We start from the raw sequence: 17,939 nt of genomic DNA on the forward strand, positions 1-17,939 counted from the left end.
AGCGAAGGATCTCTTGGCCGCTACAACGTCGAGATCCTTCGCTGCTCAGGATGACATTAATCTGAAAGTTACTTATGTCCCAAATCCATAAACTTAGCCCCCGCCTGGCCAACCAGATTGCCGCCGGTGAGGTGGTGGAACGCCCCGCATCCGTTATTAAAGAATTGCTGGAAAACAGCATCGATGCCGGTGCCAACAGGGTGGATGTTGAAGTTGAGGCCGGTGGCGTTAAGCTGATGCGCATTCGCGACAATGGCAGTGGGGTGGATAAAGATGATCTGCCCCTGGCGCTGTCCCGGCACGCCACCAGCAAGATTGTTGAGTTGGAAGACCTGGAAGCGGTGCAAACCCTTGGCTTTCGCGGCGAAGCGTTGGCCAGTATCTGCTCCGTCTCGCGGCTCGCCATGACGTCGAATAGTAGTGAGGGGCAATCTGGTTGGAAGGCGGTGTCTGAAGGCCGGGAAATGGAAGTTAATCTGGAACCGGCTCCGCACCCCCAGGGCACGACGGTTGAAGTGCGCGATCTGTTTTTCAATACCCCGGCGCGGCGCAAGTTTTTGCGCACCGAAAAAACCGAATTCAATCGCATCGATGATGTGATGAAAAAGCTGTCCCTGAGCCATTTTGATGTGGCCTTTTCCCTGCGCCACAACAATAAGACCTTGTTCAATATGCGGCCGGCGGAAAACCAGCTGGAGCAAGAGCGTCGGGTGGCGCAAATCTGCGGCCCAGCTTTTATGGAACAGGCGGTCTATCTCGATATTAATCGTGGCGGTTTGCGTTTGTGGGGGTGGATGGGATTGCCCACCTTTTCCCGCAGCCAGGCGGATATGCAGTATTTCTTTGTTAACGGCCGCGCCATTCGCGATAAGGTGGTCACCCACGCGGTGCGCCAGGCCTATCAGGATGTGCTGTACCACGGCCGCCACCCGGCCTACGTACTGTTTCTGGAATTGGACGCCGCCGATGTGGATGTCAATGTACACCCTACCAAGCACGAAGTGCGTTTTCGCGACAGCCGTTCGGTACACGGCTTTATTTACAGCACGTTGAACCAGACGGTAGCGGAAGTACGCCCCGGTGAATCCCTGACTGCCAGCGAGGAACAGCTCACTCCCACCTCTGCCAATCCGGTATCAATTGCCGATAGCAACGACGGCTTGCGCAGTACCATCGGCCTGGGTTTGGGATACCGGCCGTCTGCGCCGTCGACTCAGCAGATTCAGGAGCAAGTAAGTCATTACGGTGCGCTGCACCAAGCTGCACCCGTAGCAGATCAGCCAGCCATTGCCGATACCGATGGCAGTGAGGAAGTTCCACCCCTTGGTTACGCCATTGCCCAGCTCAAAGGCATCTATATTGTGGCGGAGAACGCTGAGGGCATGGTGCTGGTGGATATGCACGCCGCTCATGAACGCATTACCTATGAGCGCATGAAGGTCGCCTACGAGCAGCAGGGCATGGCATCTCAGCCACTGTTGGTGCCAGAGACTCTGGCTGTGAGCCAGCGGGAGGCAGACAGTGCCGAACAGCACCACAGTGTTTTTGAAGCCCTGGGTTTTCAGTTGCAGCGGGCGGGCCCGGAAAGTCTGTTGGTGCGGGAAATCCCGGCACTGACTCGCGGTGCTGATGTGGAACCGCTGGTGCGAGATGTGCTCTCTGATCTGTTAGAGCACGGCAGCAGCGACCGCATTGCCGCCCACATTAATGAAATACTCGGCACCATGGCCTGCCATGGCTCGGTGCGCGCCAACCGCCGCCTGACCATTCCTGAAATGAACGCCCTGCTGCGGGACATGGAACATACCGAACGCAGCGGCCAGTGCAACCACGGCCGCCCCACCTGGACGCAAATGAGTTTGGCGGAACTGGATAAGCTGTTCTTGCGTGGACGGTGATGTTTTGCTGCTCGTAGCGATACCGCAACTGTTGTTTCAAAGTAATGGCTACTAAGGCCAGAGAAAACGTGACTGAATCCCCCCAAGCTATCTTCCTAATGGGCCCAACCGCCTCAGGCAAAACCGACCTGGCAGTGGCACTGTGGGATCATTTGCCGGTGGAGTTGATCAGTGTGGATTCGGCGTTGGTGTATCGCGGTATGGATGTTGTCAGTGCCAAGCCGGATGCCGCCACGCTGGCAAAGGCGCCGCACCGTTTGATTGATATTCGCGATCCAGGGGAAAGCTACTCCGTGGGGGATTTTGCCCGCGATGCCCGTCGGGAAATGGACGCCATCAGTGCCACCGGCAAAATTCCGCTGCTGGTAGGGGGTACCATGCTGTATTTTCGGGCACTGCTGGATGGCTTGGCAGAGTTGCCGCCATCCGACCCAGCAGTGCGCGCTGATATTGAAGCCCAGGCTGCGGAGCTGGGTTGGCCCGCCATGCATCAACGCCTGGCCGAGCTCGATCCTCAATCTGCCGAGCGTATTCACCCCAATCATTCCCAGCGCATCCAGCGGGCGTTGGAGGTCTGCCTGACTACCGGCAAGCCGTTCTCGCAACTTCTGGATCAGCAGGACAGTAGTTCTGTTCAGCCCATTACCGATAGCTACCAGATTACCCAACTGGCTATTGCCCCAAGGGATAGAGCGGTGCTGCATCAACGTATAGAAAACCGTTTTGAAACCATGATGGCGGATGGTGGTTTGGATGAAGTCAGGCAGTTGTTTGCGCGAGGTGATCTGCACCCGGATCTGCCGGCTATACGTGCTGTGGGCTATCGCCAGGCCTGGCAACACCTGAGTGGGGAATTAAACTACGACCAGATGGTCACAAAGGCCGTTGTTGCCACCCGGCAGTTGGCAAAGCGCCAGCTTACCTGGCTTCGCGGCTGGCAGGGCTTGAACTGGGTGTATACGGATACCCCACAGGGAGTGTCGCTAAGTTTCGACGAAATCCTGCAAAATGCCTTGAAAATTCTGAGAAACAGTCCCATATACAAGGGTAGTGGCTAGCGTTATCATAACTTTTCGCGACTTTTTACACCTTTAGCCGTGCAGATGACGTTTTTGGGTGCCACAATGACAGTTGCAACACATTGTTTTTATATTGCAGTTACCAGTAGCAAGCGGTTGGTTGGAGCTGTCGTCAGTTTATGACAACGGCCGATTTCTAAAAATAAGGAGAATCCCATGTCAAAGGGGCACAACTTACAAGACCCTTTCCTGAATGTCTTACGGAAAGAGCGTATCCCGGTTTCAATATTTCTGGTCAATGGCATCAAGCTGCAGGGGCAGATTGAATCCTTTGACCAATTCGTTGTTCTGCTGAAAAACACGGTCAGCCAAATGGTGTATAAACACGCCATTTCCACGGTCGTTCCGGCGCGCCCGGTTCGCCTGCCTCTTGGTGCTCCCACTCAGGGCCAGCAGGGCGGTGCGGATTACAGCCAGGGCCAGGCCGGCGCTGACTATAACGACTGAGTCTGAGTCTATAACCCCTATGGAGGCACTGGTTGTTCTTTGATCGCCCGGAATCCGGTGAACTGGCCATCCTGGTTCACCTTGATTTACACAGTGAAAATGAGCCGGAAGATCCCCGTGAATTTGAAGAACTGGTGCTGTCTGCAGGTGGTGACCCCGTTGACTTCGTCATGGGGCAACGCCAGAGCCCTCATCCCAAATATTTTGTCGGCACTGGCAAGCTCGAGGAGCTTGCCAGTTTGGTGCGTCACCACGACGCCAAGTTGCTGATTTTTAATCACAATCTTTCTCCCAGTCAGGAACGCAACCTGGAGCACCACCTCAAATGCCGGGTGCTTGATCGCACTGGTTTGATTCTGGATATTTTTGCCCAGCGTGCCCGTACCCACGAAGGTAAGTTGCAGGTTGAGCTGGCCCAGTTGCAGCACATGTCTACCCGCCTGGTAAGGGGCTGGACGCACCTGGAGCGCCAAAAGGGAGGTATCGGCCTGCGTGGCCCAGGTGAAACCCAGTTGGAAACCGACCGCCGTTTGCTGCGTGAGCGCATCAAGTCCATTCAGAAGCGTCTGGCCAAAGTACGCAAACAGCGTGACCAGGGGCGCCGCTCCCGGCGCCGGGCAGAAATCCCCACGGTTTCCCTGGTGGGCTACACCAACGCTGGCAAGTCCACGCTGTTTAACACTCTCACTACCTCTGAGGTGTACGCCGCCGACCAACTGTTCGCCACATTGGACCCCACCATGCGGCGGTTGGAATTGCCGGAAACCGGCCCGGTGATCCTCACCGACACGGTGGGTTTTATCAGCCACTTGCCCCACAAACTGGTGGAAGCGTTTCGCGCTACGCTGGAAGAAGCGGCCAATGCCTCGTTGTTACTGCATGTGGTGGATGCCGCCGATGAGGAACGCCACCGCAATATTCAGCGGGTTGGCGAGGTGCTGGAAGATATTGACGCCCACGAGCTGCCCAGCTTGCTGGTGTACAACAAAATCGACTTGTTGGAAGAAGGCCGGCCGCGCATTGACCGGGACTCCCGCGGAGTGCCTGTGGCGGTGTGGCTGTCGGCGCAAAACGGCATGGGCCTGGATTTGCTGCAAGACGCCATCCGCGAGCGAGTCGGCGCCCGTATGACCCACGGCGTCTATCTGCTTGAGCCACAACAAAGCCGCCTGCGCGCCCGCTTTTACCAGAATAATGCCGTGGTGCAGGAGCAAACCCTGGATAACGGCGATGTGAAGCTGGAAGTGCGTATGCCGGAGGCAGATTTCTTGCGCCTGTTGAAAAGTGAGCATCTGAATCAGGGCGACTTGGTGGAGCTGCCGGGTTTTGATGATCTGGCTCAAAGTGCTTGATTGCCAGTAGTGGGCGGGAAGCGAAGCATCGCTTTCAGACCCGCTGTAAATACTTCCATGTACGCTCTTTGGCCGCTATCCCTGCGGCCAACGGTCTGAAAGCGATGCTTCGCTCCCCGCTGCAAGGCTTGTCGTGTTATCTGGCAAACAAATCCCTCACAAACTCTTGAATTTCCAGATAGAATCCCCACCATCTTGTTAATACCTATCTAATACATTGACGGAGCTGAATATGGCCTGGAATGAACCCGGTGGCGGCCGTGACCGCGATCCTTGGGGTGGCAAAAACGGTGGCGATGGGCCGCCGGATCTGGACGAGGCGCTGCGAAAGCTGAAAGAGCGCTTTGGCGGGCTGTTTGGTGGCTCTGGCTCCGGTGGTGGCAAAGGCGTTAGCGGAGCCCTTGTGGGTGTAGTCATCGGAGTGGTTCTGGCAGTTTGGGCACTGATGGGCTTCTATCAAATAGACGCCAAAGAGCAGGCAGTGGTTTTGCGCCTGGGTAAGTTCCAGGAGGTCAAAGGCCCAGGTCTGCAGTGGAACCCGCCAATTATCGATTCGGTAACCAAAGTGCTGGTGACCGAGGAGCGTGAGTATCGCTCCAAGGGTTTGATGCTGACGCAAGACGAGAGCATTGTCAGCGTGCCGCTCACCGTTCAATACAATATTAAGGAATCCAAAGATTTCGTGTTGAACGTGAAAGACCCGGAAGTCAGTTTGCGCCATGCCACCGAAAGTGCTATCCGCCATGTGGTGGGTAGTACCACCACCAGTGATGTGTTGTCGGAAGGTCGTTCAGCGATGGCGGATGAAACCCGCTCCCGACTTCAGAAGTACCTCGACACGTACCAAACCGGCATGTACATCACCCAGGTGAACATCCTGGAAGCAGAGCCACCTACCCAGGTAAAAGCGGCGTTTGATGATGTGATTTCCGCCAAGGAAAACAAGGATCAATACAAAAATCAGGCAGAGGCTTACTCCAACGAAGTGATCCCCAAGGCCCGTGGTACCGCGCAACGCCTTATTCAGGAAGCGACAGCCTATCGTGACCGGGTGATTGCTGAGGCAGAAGGTCAGGCGCAACGTTTTGAAAAACTGTTGGTGGAGTACCAAAAAGCCCCGGAAGTAACTCGTCAACGTTTGTATATCGATACGGTTCAAGAAGTGATGGGCAATTCCACCAAAGTCATGGTGGATGTTGAAGGTGGTAATAACATGCTTTATTTGCCGTTGGATCGCCTGGTAGACGCACAACCAAAACCGAAGATAAATACCAGTGAAGGTAGCGTTCTCGATAATCCAGAAATTCTCAATCTGATCGATCAGGTTGTTCAGCAAAGGCTGCGTGAGCAGAGCAGCAGCAACCGTCGTGGAGGCCGCTAATGAAAGTGTCACACATAATTGCCATTGTGGTGCTGGGCTTGATTGCCATTAACAGTGTTTACCGGGTACAGGAAACCGAAAAAGCGGTATTGCTGGAGTTTGGTAAAATTGAAGATGCCAATTTGCAGCCAGGCCTGCATTTTAAAATTCCCGTTGTTCAGGAAGTGAAAATTTTTGACGCTCGGGTGTTGACCTTGGATGCTAAGCCGGAAAGCTACTACACCATCCAGAAAAAACGCCTGGACGTAGATTCTTTTGTGAAGTGGCGCATCAATGATGTGGAGACTTATTACAAAGCCACTGGTGGTGTTGAGCAAACCGCCATGAACCGTCTGCAAGCTCGTGCCAACGATGGCTTGCGTAACGAATTTGGTAAGCGCACTCTGCACGAAGTGGTATCCGGTGAGCGTGACCAGTTGATGGAGTTGCTGACGGTGGAACTGAACCAGGCGGTTCAGCAGGACTTGGGTATTGAGGTAGTGGATGTTCGTGTTAAGAAAATCGATTTCCCTCAAGAGGTTAGTGGTCCGGTTTATGACCGTATGCGTACTGACCGTGAAAAAGAAGCCCGTCAGTACCGCTCAGAAGGTAACGAGGAAGCGGTAAAAATTCGTGCCGACGCCGATCGTCAGAAAGTGGTAATTGAGGCGGAGGCCTACCGAGAGGCGGAGCAGTTGCGCGGTGATGGCGACGCCAAGGCTGCTGGTATCTATGCGGACGCTTACAACAAAGACCCAGAGTTCTACGCTTTTCTGCGCAGCCTGGAAGCCTACAAGCAATCCTTCGCCAACAAAGGCGATATGATGCTAGTGGATCCGGACAGTGAATTCTTCCGTTACTTGAAGGATTCCAAAGGCAAGTAATCCTGAATACGTTTGGGTGAAAAGAGGTGGTTTCGGCCACCTCTTTTCTTTTGGCCAGCAATCCAGCCTATGCTAGAATCGCGCAACCGGGTAACCCCGGTTTTTTTGTGGGTAAAGTAAGCCGGGACGGTGATCAAAGGGGCAATGCGGTTTAATGAGCTTTTGGCAAAGTCTGTTGCAAGCGATCTGTCTGATGTTGGTATTGGAGGGGATTATTCCTTTTCTGGCGCCGGATCGCTGGCGCAATATGGCAAAAATGCTGGCTCAGGTGGATGACCGTTCAATGCGCATTATGGGGCTGGTGAGTATGTTGATAGGCGCCGGCCTGTTGTTTTTGATTCGTTGATTATCAAGCGTTTTTACCTGCAATTTCATATTCAATTTCTTTGGAGCATCTGAACACGATGGGAAAGAATGTAGTCGTGCTGGGCACCCAGTGGGGTGATGAAGGCAAGGGCAAAATTGTTGACCTGCTGACCGATCGGGCCTCTTTGGTCGCTCGTTTTCAGGGTGGCCATAACGCTGGCCATACCCTGGTGATTGACGGGGTAAAAACTGCCCTGCACCTGATTCCCTCCGGCATTTTGCGTGACGATGTTTCCTGCGTCATTGGCAACGGTGTGGTGCTGGCTCCGGATGCCTTGCTCAAAGAAATGGCCATGCTGGAAGAGCAGGGCGTTCCCGTGCGCCAACGCCTGAAAATTTCTCCTGCCTGCCCGCTGATCCTGCCTTATCACGTTGCCCTGGATCAGGCTCGTGAAGCTGCCCGCGGCTCCCGCAAGATTGGCACCACAGGCCGTGGCATTGGCCCGGCTTACGAAGATAAAGTGGCCCGCCGTGGTTTGCGTTTTGGCGACTTGATGCATCCGCAGCGCTTTGCGGAAAAGCTCAAAGTGGTTATGGAATACCACAACTTTGCACTGGCCAACTATTACAAAGTGGATAGCGTTGATTATGAGCAAACCCTGGATCAGGCACTGGCCTGGGGCGAGGAGTTGAAGCCGCTGCTGGGGGATGTGACTGATATTCTCCACAGTGCTCGCGAGACCGGTGAAAATATCCTCTTTGAAGGTGCCCAGGGTTCCCTGTTGGACATCGACCACGGTACTTATCCGTTTGTGACCTCATCCAACACCACCGCTGGTGGCACCGCCACCGGTTCCGGTTTTGGCCCCCTGTACCTGGATTACGTGCTGGGTATTACCAAGGCGTACACCACCCGTGTTGGCTCCGGGCCATTTCCCACAGAGTTAGGTTGTGATATCGGCAGGCATCTGGGCGAGAAGGGCCATGAGTTTGGTACCACCACTGGTCGTGAGCGTCGCTGTGGCTGGTTTGATGCGGTGGCGGTAAAACACGCTATCCGTATTAATAGTATTTCCGGCCTCTGCCTGACCAAGCTGGATGTTCTTGACGGCCTGGAGAGCATCAACATTTGTGTTGGCTACCAGGATGCTTCCGGTAATGCTTTGACCATGCCCAACGATTCTGATGACTGGGCGCAGGTGGTGCCGGTGTATGAAGAAATGCCCGGTTGGAGTGAAAACACCTTTGGAGTGAAGTCTCTGGATGAGCTGCCTCAGGCAGCCCGCGACTACATTCAACGCTTGGAACAGCTAGTGGGAGCCCCCATCGATATTGTTTCGACCGGGCCGGATCGAGTGGAAACCATTTTGTTACGCCACCCGTTTGAGTAAATCCAACACTCTTCTGACAAATAATCACCCACAAAAAAACCTGCTTTATCAGCAGGTTTTTTTGTGGGTGATTATTTGTGCTAATTAACGTGAGTTTTCACCACATTGCTGAACCACGGATTCAATGATTGCGCTGTCCAGCTTGTCGCAGGGCAATTCAATCAGCGGCGCCTGTTCCAGCGCAGTTTTAATCACCCCAAGATCGCGGTTGTCACTCACCACCACAACGATCAAACCCGCTTCCAGCAGTGGCTTCAGAGCAACCGGCGAATCGTTGTTCAGATCCAACAGGAAGGTGTGAAATCCCTGGCGGTGCAGTGCCAACTCCACGCGGTGAGCGCCGGACAGGCAGTTGCTCCATATGCAGCGGCTGCTGTGAGGCTTGATGGCGGAGCGCATCTGCTGGGTTACCGCGCTGGCGAACTGATCCACATTGTCACTGGCGGTGTTATTGACTATTTGGGAAATCATGCCGGCACCAACCGTGGCATTGGTCAGGCGATCGATAATCACAAAACTGCCGGTAGTTCGGTTGCTGCCGTAGGTGTCGTGAATTACCGCTTCTGTAAGGCTGACGTGGGCTTCGCCAATGCCATTGAGAGGCAACTGCTCGGCATCTTGCTGCTGCAGGCTGTTGATATCCAGCTGCCAGTCCAGTGACGAAATAGTACCGCTGGTGTAACGGGTGCCAATTTTGAAATCGTAGCGCTTGCCGGGCGTCAGGGCGTCTTCATTCATCCACACAATGTGGGCTTTGAATTCGTCGCTCACCGCTCCGTGGTGTTCCGGGTCTACAAGCTGGTCACCGCGAGAAATATCAATTTCGTCATTCAGGGTTACCGTGATGGCCTGACCGGGAATAGCACTGGTTACCGGGCGGTCGCCCACCAGAATTTCCTTCACGGTGCTGGTTTGCCCGGAGGGCAGTGCAGTCACCAGCTGACCGGTGTGCAACTCGCCGGAGGCCAGAGTGCCGCAGTAACCACGAAAGTTCAGGTGAGGGCGGTTGACGTATTGCACAGGCATGCGCATTGCCTGCTGTTCCGGTGTGGTGCTGACATCGATGTGATTCAGCAGCTCCATCAGGGTTGGCCCTTGATACCAGGGCATATTGATACTGCCCTGAACCACGTTGTCGCCGGCCAGTGCAGAAAGGGGGACAAAATGGCTTTCCACATCGGGGAAGCGCTGCGCCAATGCCAGGAAATCACTTTGAATCTGTTGGAAAGTCGCCTCGCTGTATTCCACCAAATCCATTTTGTTGATTGCCACCACAAAGTGGCGAATACCCAGCAGTGAACAGATGTAACTGTGGCGCCGGGTTTGTGCCTGCACACCGTAGCGAGCGTCAATCAGCAGAACCGCCAAGTCCGCCGATGATGCACCGGTGGCCATATTGCGGGTGTACTGCTCGTGCCCAGGAGTGTCAGCGATAATAAATTTGCGTTGATCGGAGGAAAAATAACGGTACGCCACATCGATGGTAATACCTTGCTCGCGCTCCGATTGCAGGCCATCTACCAGCAGTGCCAGGTCGGCACTGTCACCGGTAGTGCCAACAATTTTGCTGTCTTTGGCGACGGCGGCCAGCTGATCCTGATAAACCGTTTTCGAGTCGTGCAGCATGCGTCCAATCAGAGTGGACTTGCCGTCGTCGACGCTGCCGCAAGTAATAAAACGCAGCAAATCTTTTTGCTCGTGTTGTTGCAAGTACGCTTCAACGTTGGTTTCAATCAGGGCGGTATGAGCGTTCATTGGTATGACCATTTAGTTGATGTGCGGATATTTTTATGGGCGCTTTTTATAAAAACCGTTTCGTAAAAAAATTGATCTGTCAGAACGATTTGTCAGAAATAGCCTTCGCGTTTTTTCTTTTCCATGGACGCGCTCTGATCGTGATCGATCGCTCGCCCGGAACGTTCCGATGTTCTCGCCACCAGCAGTTCCTGGATAATTTCCGGCAAGGTGGTGGCCTGTGAACTGACGGCACTGGTGAGCGGGTAGCAGCCCAGAGTTCTAAAGCGCACCCACTCCTCGCGAAGCTGTTCGTTGGGTCGTGGTTCCAGGCGTTCGTCATCCACCATAATCAGAGAATCGTCCCGCTCTATAACCGGCCTTGGCGCCGCGTAGTACAGCGGTACAATTTCTATATTTTCCTTGTAGATGTATTGCCAGATATCCAGTTCTGTCCAGTTGGACAGCGGAAAAACCCGGATCGATTCACCCTGGTTGCGACGGCCGTTGTACAGCTTCCACAATTCCGGGCGCTGGTTTTTTGGGTCCCAGCGATGGTGCTTGTCGCGGAACGAATAAACTCTTTCCTTGGCACGGGATTTTTCTTCATCGCGCCGCGCGCCGCCAAAAGCAGCATCAAACTGATACTTGTCCAGCGCCTGCTTAAGCGCATCGGTTTTCATAATGTCGGTGTATTTGCTGCCGTGCTCAAACGGGTTAATGCCGGCGGCCAGGCCTTCCTGATTAGTATGCACCAGCAGTTCCATGCCCGCTTCTTTGGCGGCGCGGTCACGGAATTCAATCATCTCCCGAAACTTCCAGGTGGTGTCAATGTGCAGCAGGGGAAACGGCGGCTTTCCTGGAAAGAAGGCTTTTTTCGCCAGGTGCAACATAACCGCAGAGTCTTTACCAATGGAGTACAGCATCACCGGGTTTTCAAACTCGGCGACCACTTCACGAATAATGTGTATGGATTCCGCCTCCAGCTGTTGCAGGTGAGTGAGCTTCTGCTGACTGAGTGATACAGCGGAGTTGGCGTTGTACGACGTCATGTTGAATCCTGAAAAACTGTGTCTAAAATTTTTGATCTGTTATTGACCTAAAATCAGGGCTTGCCCAAATAGTGCTCGATACTGAATTAAAGTTATTCAGCTATCAGCAGGGTGGCATTTATATCAATACTTGAAAAATTCTGGGAATGACTTGCAGTTCTAAAGTTAGATCAAAAGGCTATGCAACTATTAACCAGTCAATCGAATAGTTCTCCTGAACTATTCGATTGGCGCCCAGCTACTGTGTCTATTTAAGGGGAAAAGTGGCGATGCTGCGCACTTACATAGATAAGAAAGTCTTGATTTTACTGGGCTCGCGCCGTCTTTGACGGCGGCGGCACATCCCTGTGCCGCATTATTAACCGGAACATAATGTTTGCCGGGTTAATAATGATCAGGGCCTTTTGATGCTATATTTTCAGTTGTTGCTTTGATGGGTAAATAGTGAAAGGTTCTTGGGTTATAACCGAAAATCATTCTTTTTTTTCTGACGCCGTTGGTATAAAAGCGCGCTCATTATGAGGTTGAAAGTATGTTTAAGCATATTCGTGACGATATAAATAGTGTGTTTGCGCGTGATCCGGCGGCGCGCAATGCCGCTGAGATTCTTCTTCTGTATCCCGGTTTGCACGCAATATGGTGGCACCGGGTGAGTCACTGGCTGTGGAATAAAAAGGTTCGCTGGCCGGCGCGCATACTTTCCAATATTGTGCGTTTGCTGACCGGTGTGGAAATTCACCCGGGTGCTACGGTGGGGCGTCGCTGCTTTATTGACCATGCCAGCGGTGTGGTTATTGGCGAAACCGCAGAGTTGGGAGACGACTGCACCCTGTACCACGGTGTGACCCTTGGGGGCACCAGTTGGGGTAGCGGCAAACGTCACCCTACGCTGGGTAATAATGTGGTTGTTGGTGCTGGTGCCAAAATACTGGGCCCGATTACGATTGCCGATGGCGCCCGTGTTGGCTCAAACTCCGTGGTGGTTAAAGAAGTGGCGGAAGGTACCACGGTAGTTGGTATTCCCGCTCACGTGGTGAAGGAAAAGAAACCTGAAAAAGCAGACCCGAAATCACGTGTGGAGCAACTGATTGGTTTTCGCGCGTACGGCGAGATTGACGATACTCACGGTGACCCTGTAGCCCAGGTGGTAAGCAATATTTTGCGTCATTCCCGCGCCCTGGAGCTGCAAGTTCGCTGTCTGCAACAAGCCTTGGACGGTGCCGGTATTGATTCCACACGTACCGCTATTCCCGGTATTGATGCGGCGGATTTTTTGCGCGAGGAAGAATCATCCCCTGGGTATGTCATTTAGACAGCCCTTTGTCATCACGAGCCGCGCAGTGGAGCGGCTCGCGATGATAAGGTTCCGCACTCCCATATAACACCTCGTTATTTCCCTATCGCTTTTATTTCGTTCTGTTGTGTCAGAGGCCTGTCTAAGGTTACGCCTCTAATATTTATAGTGGCCACAGGTTTTGGTTATGTCTTCACAAATTTTGCAACAACTGTCGGGACCGTTGAGCAACGACCAGGTTGAAATTATTCGCACTGCCGTCGGCGATTTATCCGTTGAGCAAACCCAGTGGTTGAGCGGTTATTTGGCCGGTTTGGCTGCCGCTCGCCAAGGCGAAGCGGGAACCCAGGGCGCGGCATTCGGCGCCCGTGAAGAGGTTGCTGAACAGCCACAGATAACGGTTCTTTTTGGTTCCCAAACTGGCAATGCCAGTGGTGTTGCCAGCGCTTTGTATGGGCAGTTGGAGGCAGATGGCTTTCAGGTAAAACTGGAAGATATGGCCGACTACAACCCCCGCAACCTTAAAAAAGAACAGTACATTGCTCTGGTAGTCAGTACTCAGGGTGAAGGTGATCCGCCGGACGATGCGCTGGCATTTCATGAATTTTTGTTTTCCCGCAAAGCGCCAAAACTGGAAAACCTTAAATTCAGCGTGATGGGTTTGGGGGATTCCAGCTATGAGCAGTTTTGCCAGACTGCGAAAGAATTTGATGAGCGTTTGGCAGAGCTCGGTGGTGAGCGCACACACAGCCGCATCGACGCCGACGTGGATTACAGTGGCGAACAAAAACAGTGGATTGAACAGTGGCAGTCGGTGGCCGAACAACTGCAAAAAACCGTTGCTCGCCCGAAATTGAGTGTGGTTGGTGGCGCCGATGTGGCACAGCCACAGTGGAGCAAATTCCAGCCTTTTACCGCCGAAGTGATCAACAGCATTTGCATTACGGGTCGCGGTTCCGGAAAAAACATTCAGCACGTAGAAATTTCCCTGGAGGAGTCCGGTCTGCACTATCAGCCGGGTGACGCACTGGGTGTGTGGCCGCAAAACAACACTGATCTGGTGGATGAAGTATTGCAATTGACGGCGCTGGACGGTGACGCCAACGTTCAGGTAGACGATGCTGAAACCACTCTGCGCGATGCCCTGACCAATCAGCGTGAACTGACCCAGGTGTCGAAAAAGTTTCTCGAGCAGTTAGCTACGGACAATGAACAGTTGCAGCAGTTGCTGGAAGGCGACCGCAAGGATCTGATCGCGTTTATGCAAAATACCCAAGTGGTGGAATTACTGGCTCTGGTTTCCCGTGATTGGCAGCCACAGCAGCTGGTGGATCAACTGCCAGGCATTACGCCGCGCCTGTATTCCATTGCCTCCAGTACTGATGCAGTCGACGAAGAAGTACACCTGACGGTGGGTCTGGTTGCCGATGAGCGCGATGGCCAGGTTCGTTTTGGTGCCGCGTCTCGCTTCCTGGCGGATATCAGTGAAGGGGATTCTGTGCGGGTTTTTGTGGAGCACAACCGTCACTTTAAACTGCCAGAAAACGGTGATACTCCGATTATTATGGTGGGCCCTGGCACCGGTGTGGCACCGTTCCGTAGTTTTATGCAGCAGCGCGATGCCAACGGCGACAGCGGCGATAACTGGCTGCTGTTTGGCAACCCCCACTTCCATACTGATTTCCTTTACCAGACCGATTGGCAGGGTTGGCATAAATCCGGCTTGCTGACACGCATAGACCTGGCCTTTTCCCGGGATCAGAAAGACAAAATTTATGTGCAGGATCGCATGGCAGAAAACGCAGCGGATTTGTATCAGTGGTTGCAAAACGGTGCACACTTTTACGTGTGTGGTGACCAGAAAAATATGGCCAAGGCGGTGGATGAAACACTGCACCAAATTGTCGCTGAACAAAGTGGCCAAGGCGACGACTACGCCGCTGATTATTTGAAACAGCTGAAGCGCGATGGTCGTTACCAACGGGATGTGTATTAATTCCTTCAGCAATGAAGGTGGCAAGCAAACGCACTGTATAGCTATGAGTATAGTAGCTAGCTAGATTTGAGAAGTTGAAGTATGAGTGAAAAAGTTGAATTGGCTCCGACGGAAGGGCTGAAAGAAAGAAGCCGCCACCTGCGCGGTACGTTGGTGGAAAGCCTGGGTGATGCCATTACCGGCGCCATTCGCGAAGAAGACCTGCATATCCTCAAGCATCACGGTACCTACCAGCAAGACGACCGGGATATGCGCAATGAGCGCCGCAAGCAGTTTTTGGAGCCGGCCTACAGCTTTATGATTCGCGCCCGTATGCCAGGTGGTGTCTGTACTCCCCAGCAGTGGCTGGCCATGGATGATATTGCTCAGGAGTTTGGCAACAACACTTTGCGCCTGACCACTCGCCAGACGTTCCAGTTTCACGGTGTGATCAAGGATCACCTGCGGCCCACATTCCAGCACATGCACTCCGTTCTGGTGGACGCCATTGCCGCTTGCGGTGACGTCAACCGCAATGTGATGTGTAACCCCAACCCGGTGGAAAGCCAGGTTCACGAAGAGGTGTACCAGTGGGCGGTGAAAATTTCCGAACACCTGTTGCCCAACACCAACGCTTACGCGGAAGTATGGCTGGACGGTGAAAAGGTAGATGTGGAAACCGAGAAAGAGCCCATCTACGGTGACACTTACTTGCCGCGCAAATACAAAACGGTAGTGGCGGTTCCCCCGTACAACGATGTGGATATCTACGCCCACGATATGGGTTTTATTGCCATTATCGAAGACGGCGAATTGAAAGGCTTTAACGTCACTGTTGGTGGTGGCCTTGGCATGAGCCACGGTGACCCGGAGACCTTTGCTCGCCTGGCGGACCTGATCGGTTTCTGTACCCCGGATCAGGTGCTGGAAGTGTCGGAAAAAATTCTCACCATCCAGCGAGATTACGGCGACCGTGTAAATCGCCGCCTGGCACGCTTTAAATACACTATCGCCAAGCACGGCATTGAGTGGTTTAAAAAGGAACTCAACGACCGTTTGGGTTACGACCTGCAGGCAGCGCGGCCGTTTGAATTTATCAGCAACAGCGACCGCTACGGCTGGGTGGAAGGTTACGATGGCCGCTGGCACGTCAACCTGTTTATTGAGAATGGCCGCATTAAGGATGGCGATGGTTTGCAGCTGATGACCGGCTTGCGAGAAGTTGCGAAGGTGCACAAAGGCGATTTACGCATTACCCCCAACCAGAACATCATTATCGCCAATATCGCCCCCCAAGATCGGCCGCAGATTGAAGCGCTGATGGAACAGTACGGTCTTCTCGATGGTACAACCACTTCAGCTGTGCGCCGCAACAGCATGGCCTGTGTGGCATTTCCTACCTGTTCCCTGGCAATGGCGGAAAGCGAACGCTACCTGCCCAGCCTGGTGAGTAAAGTAGAGCAGCAATTGGTTGAGCACGGTTTGCAGGACGAAGAAATCACCGTGCGCATGCAGGGTTGCCCCAACGGTTGTGGCCGGGCTGTGTTGGCGCAAATTGGCTTTATTGGCAAAGGCCCTGGCAAGTACAACATGTATTTGGGTGCCGGTCGCTGGGGACAACGCTTCAGCGCCCTGTACCTGGAAAACATCGACGAAGCGGAGATTCTCGCTGAGCTGGATGGGCTGTTTGGCCGCTTTGCTGCAGAGCGCCAGCCAGCTGAACCATTTGGTGATTTTGTGATTCGCGCTGGCATTGTGGCAGAAAACAGTGAGCCAGCGGCTTTCCACAATGAAATGAAACGCGTTGATGTCGTGGAAGTTTGATCATGTCATTGCGAGCCGCCTTTCCTGCTAAGGACAATGGCGGCTCGCAATGGTTACAAGGATATAGACTCTCTCAAGCCTGCTGAATCAGCCGATACGGCAATTGTTTTTCGTCAATGCAGGTGATCACTTTGTTGTCCCGATATTCCTGAATCGCTTGATCCACCAGCTCCCGCTGTAAGTGTGGCGCCAGCATGGCGATAAAGTCGTAGGTAAAATTGCTCAGATACAGGTCTTCACGAAAGCCGATCCAGGTAGTGTAGGTGGGCAGTATGTCGTGGGTGCTGATGGCCACAAGATCGTTGTCCTGCACCGGGTGGTAGGCCATGTTGGCCACAAAACCGATACCAAGTCCTTCGCGCACGTAAGTTTTGATCACGTCTGCGTCTCGGGCGGTGATGGCGATATTCGGCTCCAGCCCGGCCTTTCGAATTGCATCCACCAGAGTCGAGCGGTCCGTTGAACTGAACAGGTAAGTCACAATCGGGTAGCGGACGATGTCTTCCAGCTCCGGTTGATCCAGCTTCGCCAGAGGGTGGTCGCGAGGTATCAGCAGAGCCTGATCCCAGTAATAGCAGGGCAGGGTGACCATATTGTTGCGCCGTGGCTTGGCGCTGCTGGCGATGGCAAAGTCCACGTGGCCGGTTTTCAGCCACTCGTCAATTTGATCATTGGTGCCCTGGTGCAGATCCAGCTGTACATCCGGGTAAAGCTCGCGGAATTTGCTGAAGATATCCGGCAGCACATAGCGGGCCTGAGTATGGGTGGTGCCAATGGTGAAGACGCCGCCGTGCTCATTTTGCAGGTCGTCCGACAACTGCTTGATATTGTCCACTTCACGGAGAATATTCTTCGCCTTCACCAGTACCTGCTCGCCGGCCTCGGTAATGCCATCAAGGGTCTTGCCGCTGCGGGAAAACAGCCGCAGGCCAAGTTCTTCCTCAAGCAGTTTCAGCTGCTTGCTGACCCCTGGCTGCGAGGTGTACAGCTGTTCAGAGGCGGCGGTAATGTTGAAACCGTTTTCGGCAATGGCAACAAAATAGCGCAGTTGCTGCAGTTTCATAAACAGGCTCTCACGAACAGCGGTGTTTGCGCGCTGTCGGGTAGTGGCGTAAAAAAGCCACCTGGCCGAGGCCCGGTGGCAGTCAATGTGTTGCATTGCCCGGATGGCAGAACGTTGCCCTCAAGGAAGGGGCGGTTTTTTAACATGAACAAATGTTTCATATCAAACAGTATAGAGTGTTAATAACGAAAAAATATTAACAAATAAGAAGAGATTATTTTTTTATAGTTCCCCCGGTAGCTACATTGGCCCGACCTTTATTTTGGCAGTAGCAGTGCCT

Annotated in this window: 13 protein-coding genes and 1 pseudogene; 11 read left to right on the forward strand and 3 right to left on the reverse strand. The window is 53.4% G+C overall.

Annotated features, from left to right (window positions below):
- The first annotated feature begins 74 nt into the window (after nucleotides 1-74).
- From mutL to QSV34_RS09380, 8 genes are all read left to right on the forward strand, one after another.
- On the forward strand, nucleotides 75-1,898 hold the full coding sequence (mutL, locus tag QSV34_RS09345) for a DNA mismatch repair endonuclease MutL (RefSeq protein WP_289154052.1): 1,824 nt from the start codon (nucleotides 75-77) through the stop codon (nucleotides 1,896-1,898).
- A gap of 44 nt (nucleotides 1,899-1,942) precedes the next feature.
- Nucleotides 1,943-2,956, forward strand: coding sequence for a tRNA (adenosine(37)-N6)-dimethylallyltransferase MiaA (gene miaA / locus QSV34_RS09350; RefSeq protein ID WP_289154053.1), 1,014 nt, complete (start codon nucleotides 1,943-1,945; stop codon nucleotides 2,954-2,956).
- A gap of 177 nt (nucleotides 2,957-3,133) precedes the next feature.
- On the forward strand, nucleotides 3,134-3,424 hold the full coding sequence (hfq, locus tag QSV34_RS09355; RefSeq protein ID WP_289154054.1) for an RNA chaperone Hfq: 291 nt from the start codon (nucleotides 3,134-3,136) through the stop codon (nucleotides 3,422-3,424).
- A gap of 32 nt (nucleotides 3,425-3,456) precedes the next feature.
- Entirely contained in the window at nucleotides 3,457-4,776 is a 1,320-nt protein-coding gene (gene hflX, locus QSV34_RS09360; protein ID WP_289154055.1) for a ribosome rescue GTPase HflX, read from the forward strand.
- 232 nt (nucleotides 4,777-5,008) lie between these two features.
- Nucleotides 5,009-6,157: an FtsH protease activity modulator HflK gene (hflK, locus tag QSV34_RS09365; protein ID WP_289154057.1), complete on the forward strand. Its 1,149-nt coding sequence runs from the start codon at nucleotides 5,009-5,011 to the stop codon at nucleotides 6,155-6,157.
- A complete protein-coding gene (gene hflC, locus QSV34_RS09370; protein WP_289154059.1) occupies nucleotides 6,157-7,020 on the forward strand; it encodes a protease modulator HflC in 864 nt (287 codons plus the stop codon). Before hflK ends, hflC begins: the two co-directional genes overlap by 1 nt.
- A 154-nt stretch (nucleotides 7,021-7,174) precedes the next feature.
- The gene (locus QSV34_RS09375) at nucleotides 7,175-7,366 is read left to right on the forward strand and encodes a DUF2065 domain-containing protein (RefSeq protein ID WP_289154061.1); all 192 of its coding nucleotides are present in this window, start codon (nucleotides 7,175-7,177) and stop codon (nucleotides 7,364-7,366) included.
- Between the two features lie 58 nt (nucleotides 7,367-7,424).
- Nucleotides 7,425-8,717, forward strand: a complete 1,293-nt coding sequence (locus QSV34_RS09380) for an adenylosuccinate synthase (protein WP_289154063.1) — start codon at nucleotides 7,425-7,427, stop codon at nucleotides 8,715-8,717.
- 375 nt (nucleotides 8,718-9,092) lie between these two features.
- On the opposite strand, the pseudogene cysN reads toward QSV34_RS09380, so the two are convergent.
- Both cysN and cysD read right to left on the reverse strand, forming a co-directional pair.
- A pseudogene (cysN, locus tag QSV34_RS09385) lies at nucleotides 9,093-10,472 on the reverse strand (sulfate adenylyltransferase subunit CysN); the annotation flags it as partial.
- A gap of 92 nt (nucleotides 10,473-10,564) precedes the next feature.
- Nucleotides 10,565-11,503 carry a sulfate adenylyltransferase subunit CysD gene (gene cysD / locus QSV34_RS09390; RefSeq protein ID WP_289154067.1) on the reverse strand — a complete coding sequence of 313 codons (939 nt, stop codon included), beginning with the start codon at nucleotides 11,501-11,503 and terminating at the stop codon, nucleotides 10,565-10,567.
- A 532-nt stretch (nucleotides 11,504-12,035) separates the two neighbouring features.
- On the opposite strand from cysD, the gene cysE reads away from it, so the two are divergent.
- From cysE to cysI, 3 genes are all read left to right on the forward strand, one after another.
- Nucleotides 12,036-12,815 carry a serine O-acetyltransferase gene (gene cysE, locus QSV34_RS09395; protein WP_289154069.1) on the forward strand — a complete coding sequence of 260 codons (780 nt, stop codon included), beginning with the start codon at nucleotides 12,036-12,038 and terminating at the stop codon, nucleotides 12,813-12,815.
- Between the two features lie 169 nt (nucleotides 12,816-12,984).
- A complete protein-coding gene (locus QSV34_RS09400) occupies nucleotides 12,985-14,793 on the forward strand; it encodes an assimilatory sulfite reductase (NADPH) flavoprotein subunit (protein ID WP_289154071.1) in 1,809 nt (602 codons plus the stop codon).
- An 81-nt stretch (nucleotides 14,794-14,874) separates the two neighbouring features.
- Entirely contained in the window at nucleotides 14,875-16,596 is a 1,722-nt protein-coding gene (gene cysI, locus QSV34_RS09405; protein ID WP_289154074.1) for an assimilatory sulfite reductase (NADPH) hemoprotein subunit, read from the forward strand.
- A gap of 73 nt (nucleotides 16,597-16,669) precedes the next feature.
- Here the strand turns inward: cysI and QSV34_RS09410 are convergent, their stop codons facing one another.
- Complete coding sequence (locus QSV34_RS09410; RefSeq protein ID WP_289154076.1) at nucleotides 16,670-17,659, reverse strand: LysR substrate-binding domain-containing protein; 990 nt, start codon at nucleotides 17,657-17,659, stop codon at nucleotides 16,670-16,672.
- Between the last annotated feature and the right edge of the window lie 280 nt (nucleotides 17,660-17,939).

The organism is Porticoccus sp. W117, from assembly GCF_030341905.1.
GTDB lineage: Bacteria > Pseudomonadota > Gammaproteobacteria > Pseudomonadales > Porticoccaceae > SCSIO-12696.

What these genes read in the sequence shown, in the direction of transcription:
- mutL (WP_289154052.1), top strand. Translation starts at nt 75, where the DNA reads ATGTCCCAAATCCATAAACTTAGCCCCCGCCTGGCCAACCAGATTGCC.
- miaA (WP_289154053.1), top strand. Translation starts at nt 1,943, where the DNA reads ATGGCTACTAAGGCCAGAGAAAACGTGACTGAATCCCCCCAAGCTATC.
- hfq (WP_289154054.1), top strand. Translation starts at nt 3,134, where the DNA reads ATGTCAAAGGGGCACAACTTACAAGACCCTTTCCTGAATGTCTTACGG.
- hflK (WP_289154057.1), top strand. Translation starts at nt 5,009, where the DNA reads ATGGCCTGGAATGAACCCGGTGGCGGCCGTGACCGCGATCCTTGGGGT.
- hflC (WP_289154059.1), top strand. Translation starts at nt 6,157, where the DNA reads ATGAAAGTGTCACACATAATTGCCATTGTGGTGCTGGGCTTGATTGCC.
- QSV34_RS09375 (WP_289154061.1), top strand. Translation starts at nt 7,175, where the DNA reads ATGAGCTTTTGGCAAAGTCTGTTGCAAGCGATCTGTCTGATGTTGGTA.
- QSV34_RS09380 (WP_289154063.1), top strand. Translation starts at nt 7,425, where the DNA reads ATGGGAAAGAATGTAGTCGTGCTGGGCACCCAGTGGGGTGATGAAGGC.
- cysD (WP_289154067.1), bottom strand. Translation starts at nt 11,503, where the DNA reads ATGACGTCGTACAACGCCAACTCCGCTGTATCACTCAGTCAGCAGAAG.
- cysE (WP_289154069.1), top strand. Translation starts at nt 12,036, where the DNA reads ATGTTTAAGCATATTCGTGACGATATAAATAGTGTGTTTGCGCGTGAT.
- QSV34_RS09400 (WP_289154071.1), top strand. Translation starts at nt 12,985, where the DNA reads ATGTCTTCACAAATTTTGCAACAACTGTCGGGACCGTTGAGCAACGAC.
- cysI (WP_289154074.1), top strand. Translation starts at nt 14,875, where the DNA reads ATGAGTGAAAAAGTTGAATTGGCTCCGACGGAAGGGCTGAAAGAAAGA.
- QSV34_RS09410 (WP_289154076.1), bottom strand. Translation starts at nt 17,659, where the DNA reads ATGAAACTGCAGCAACTGCGCTATTTTGTTGCCATTGCCGAAAACGGT.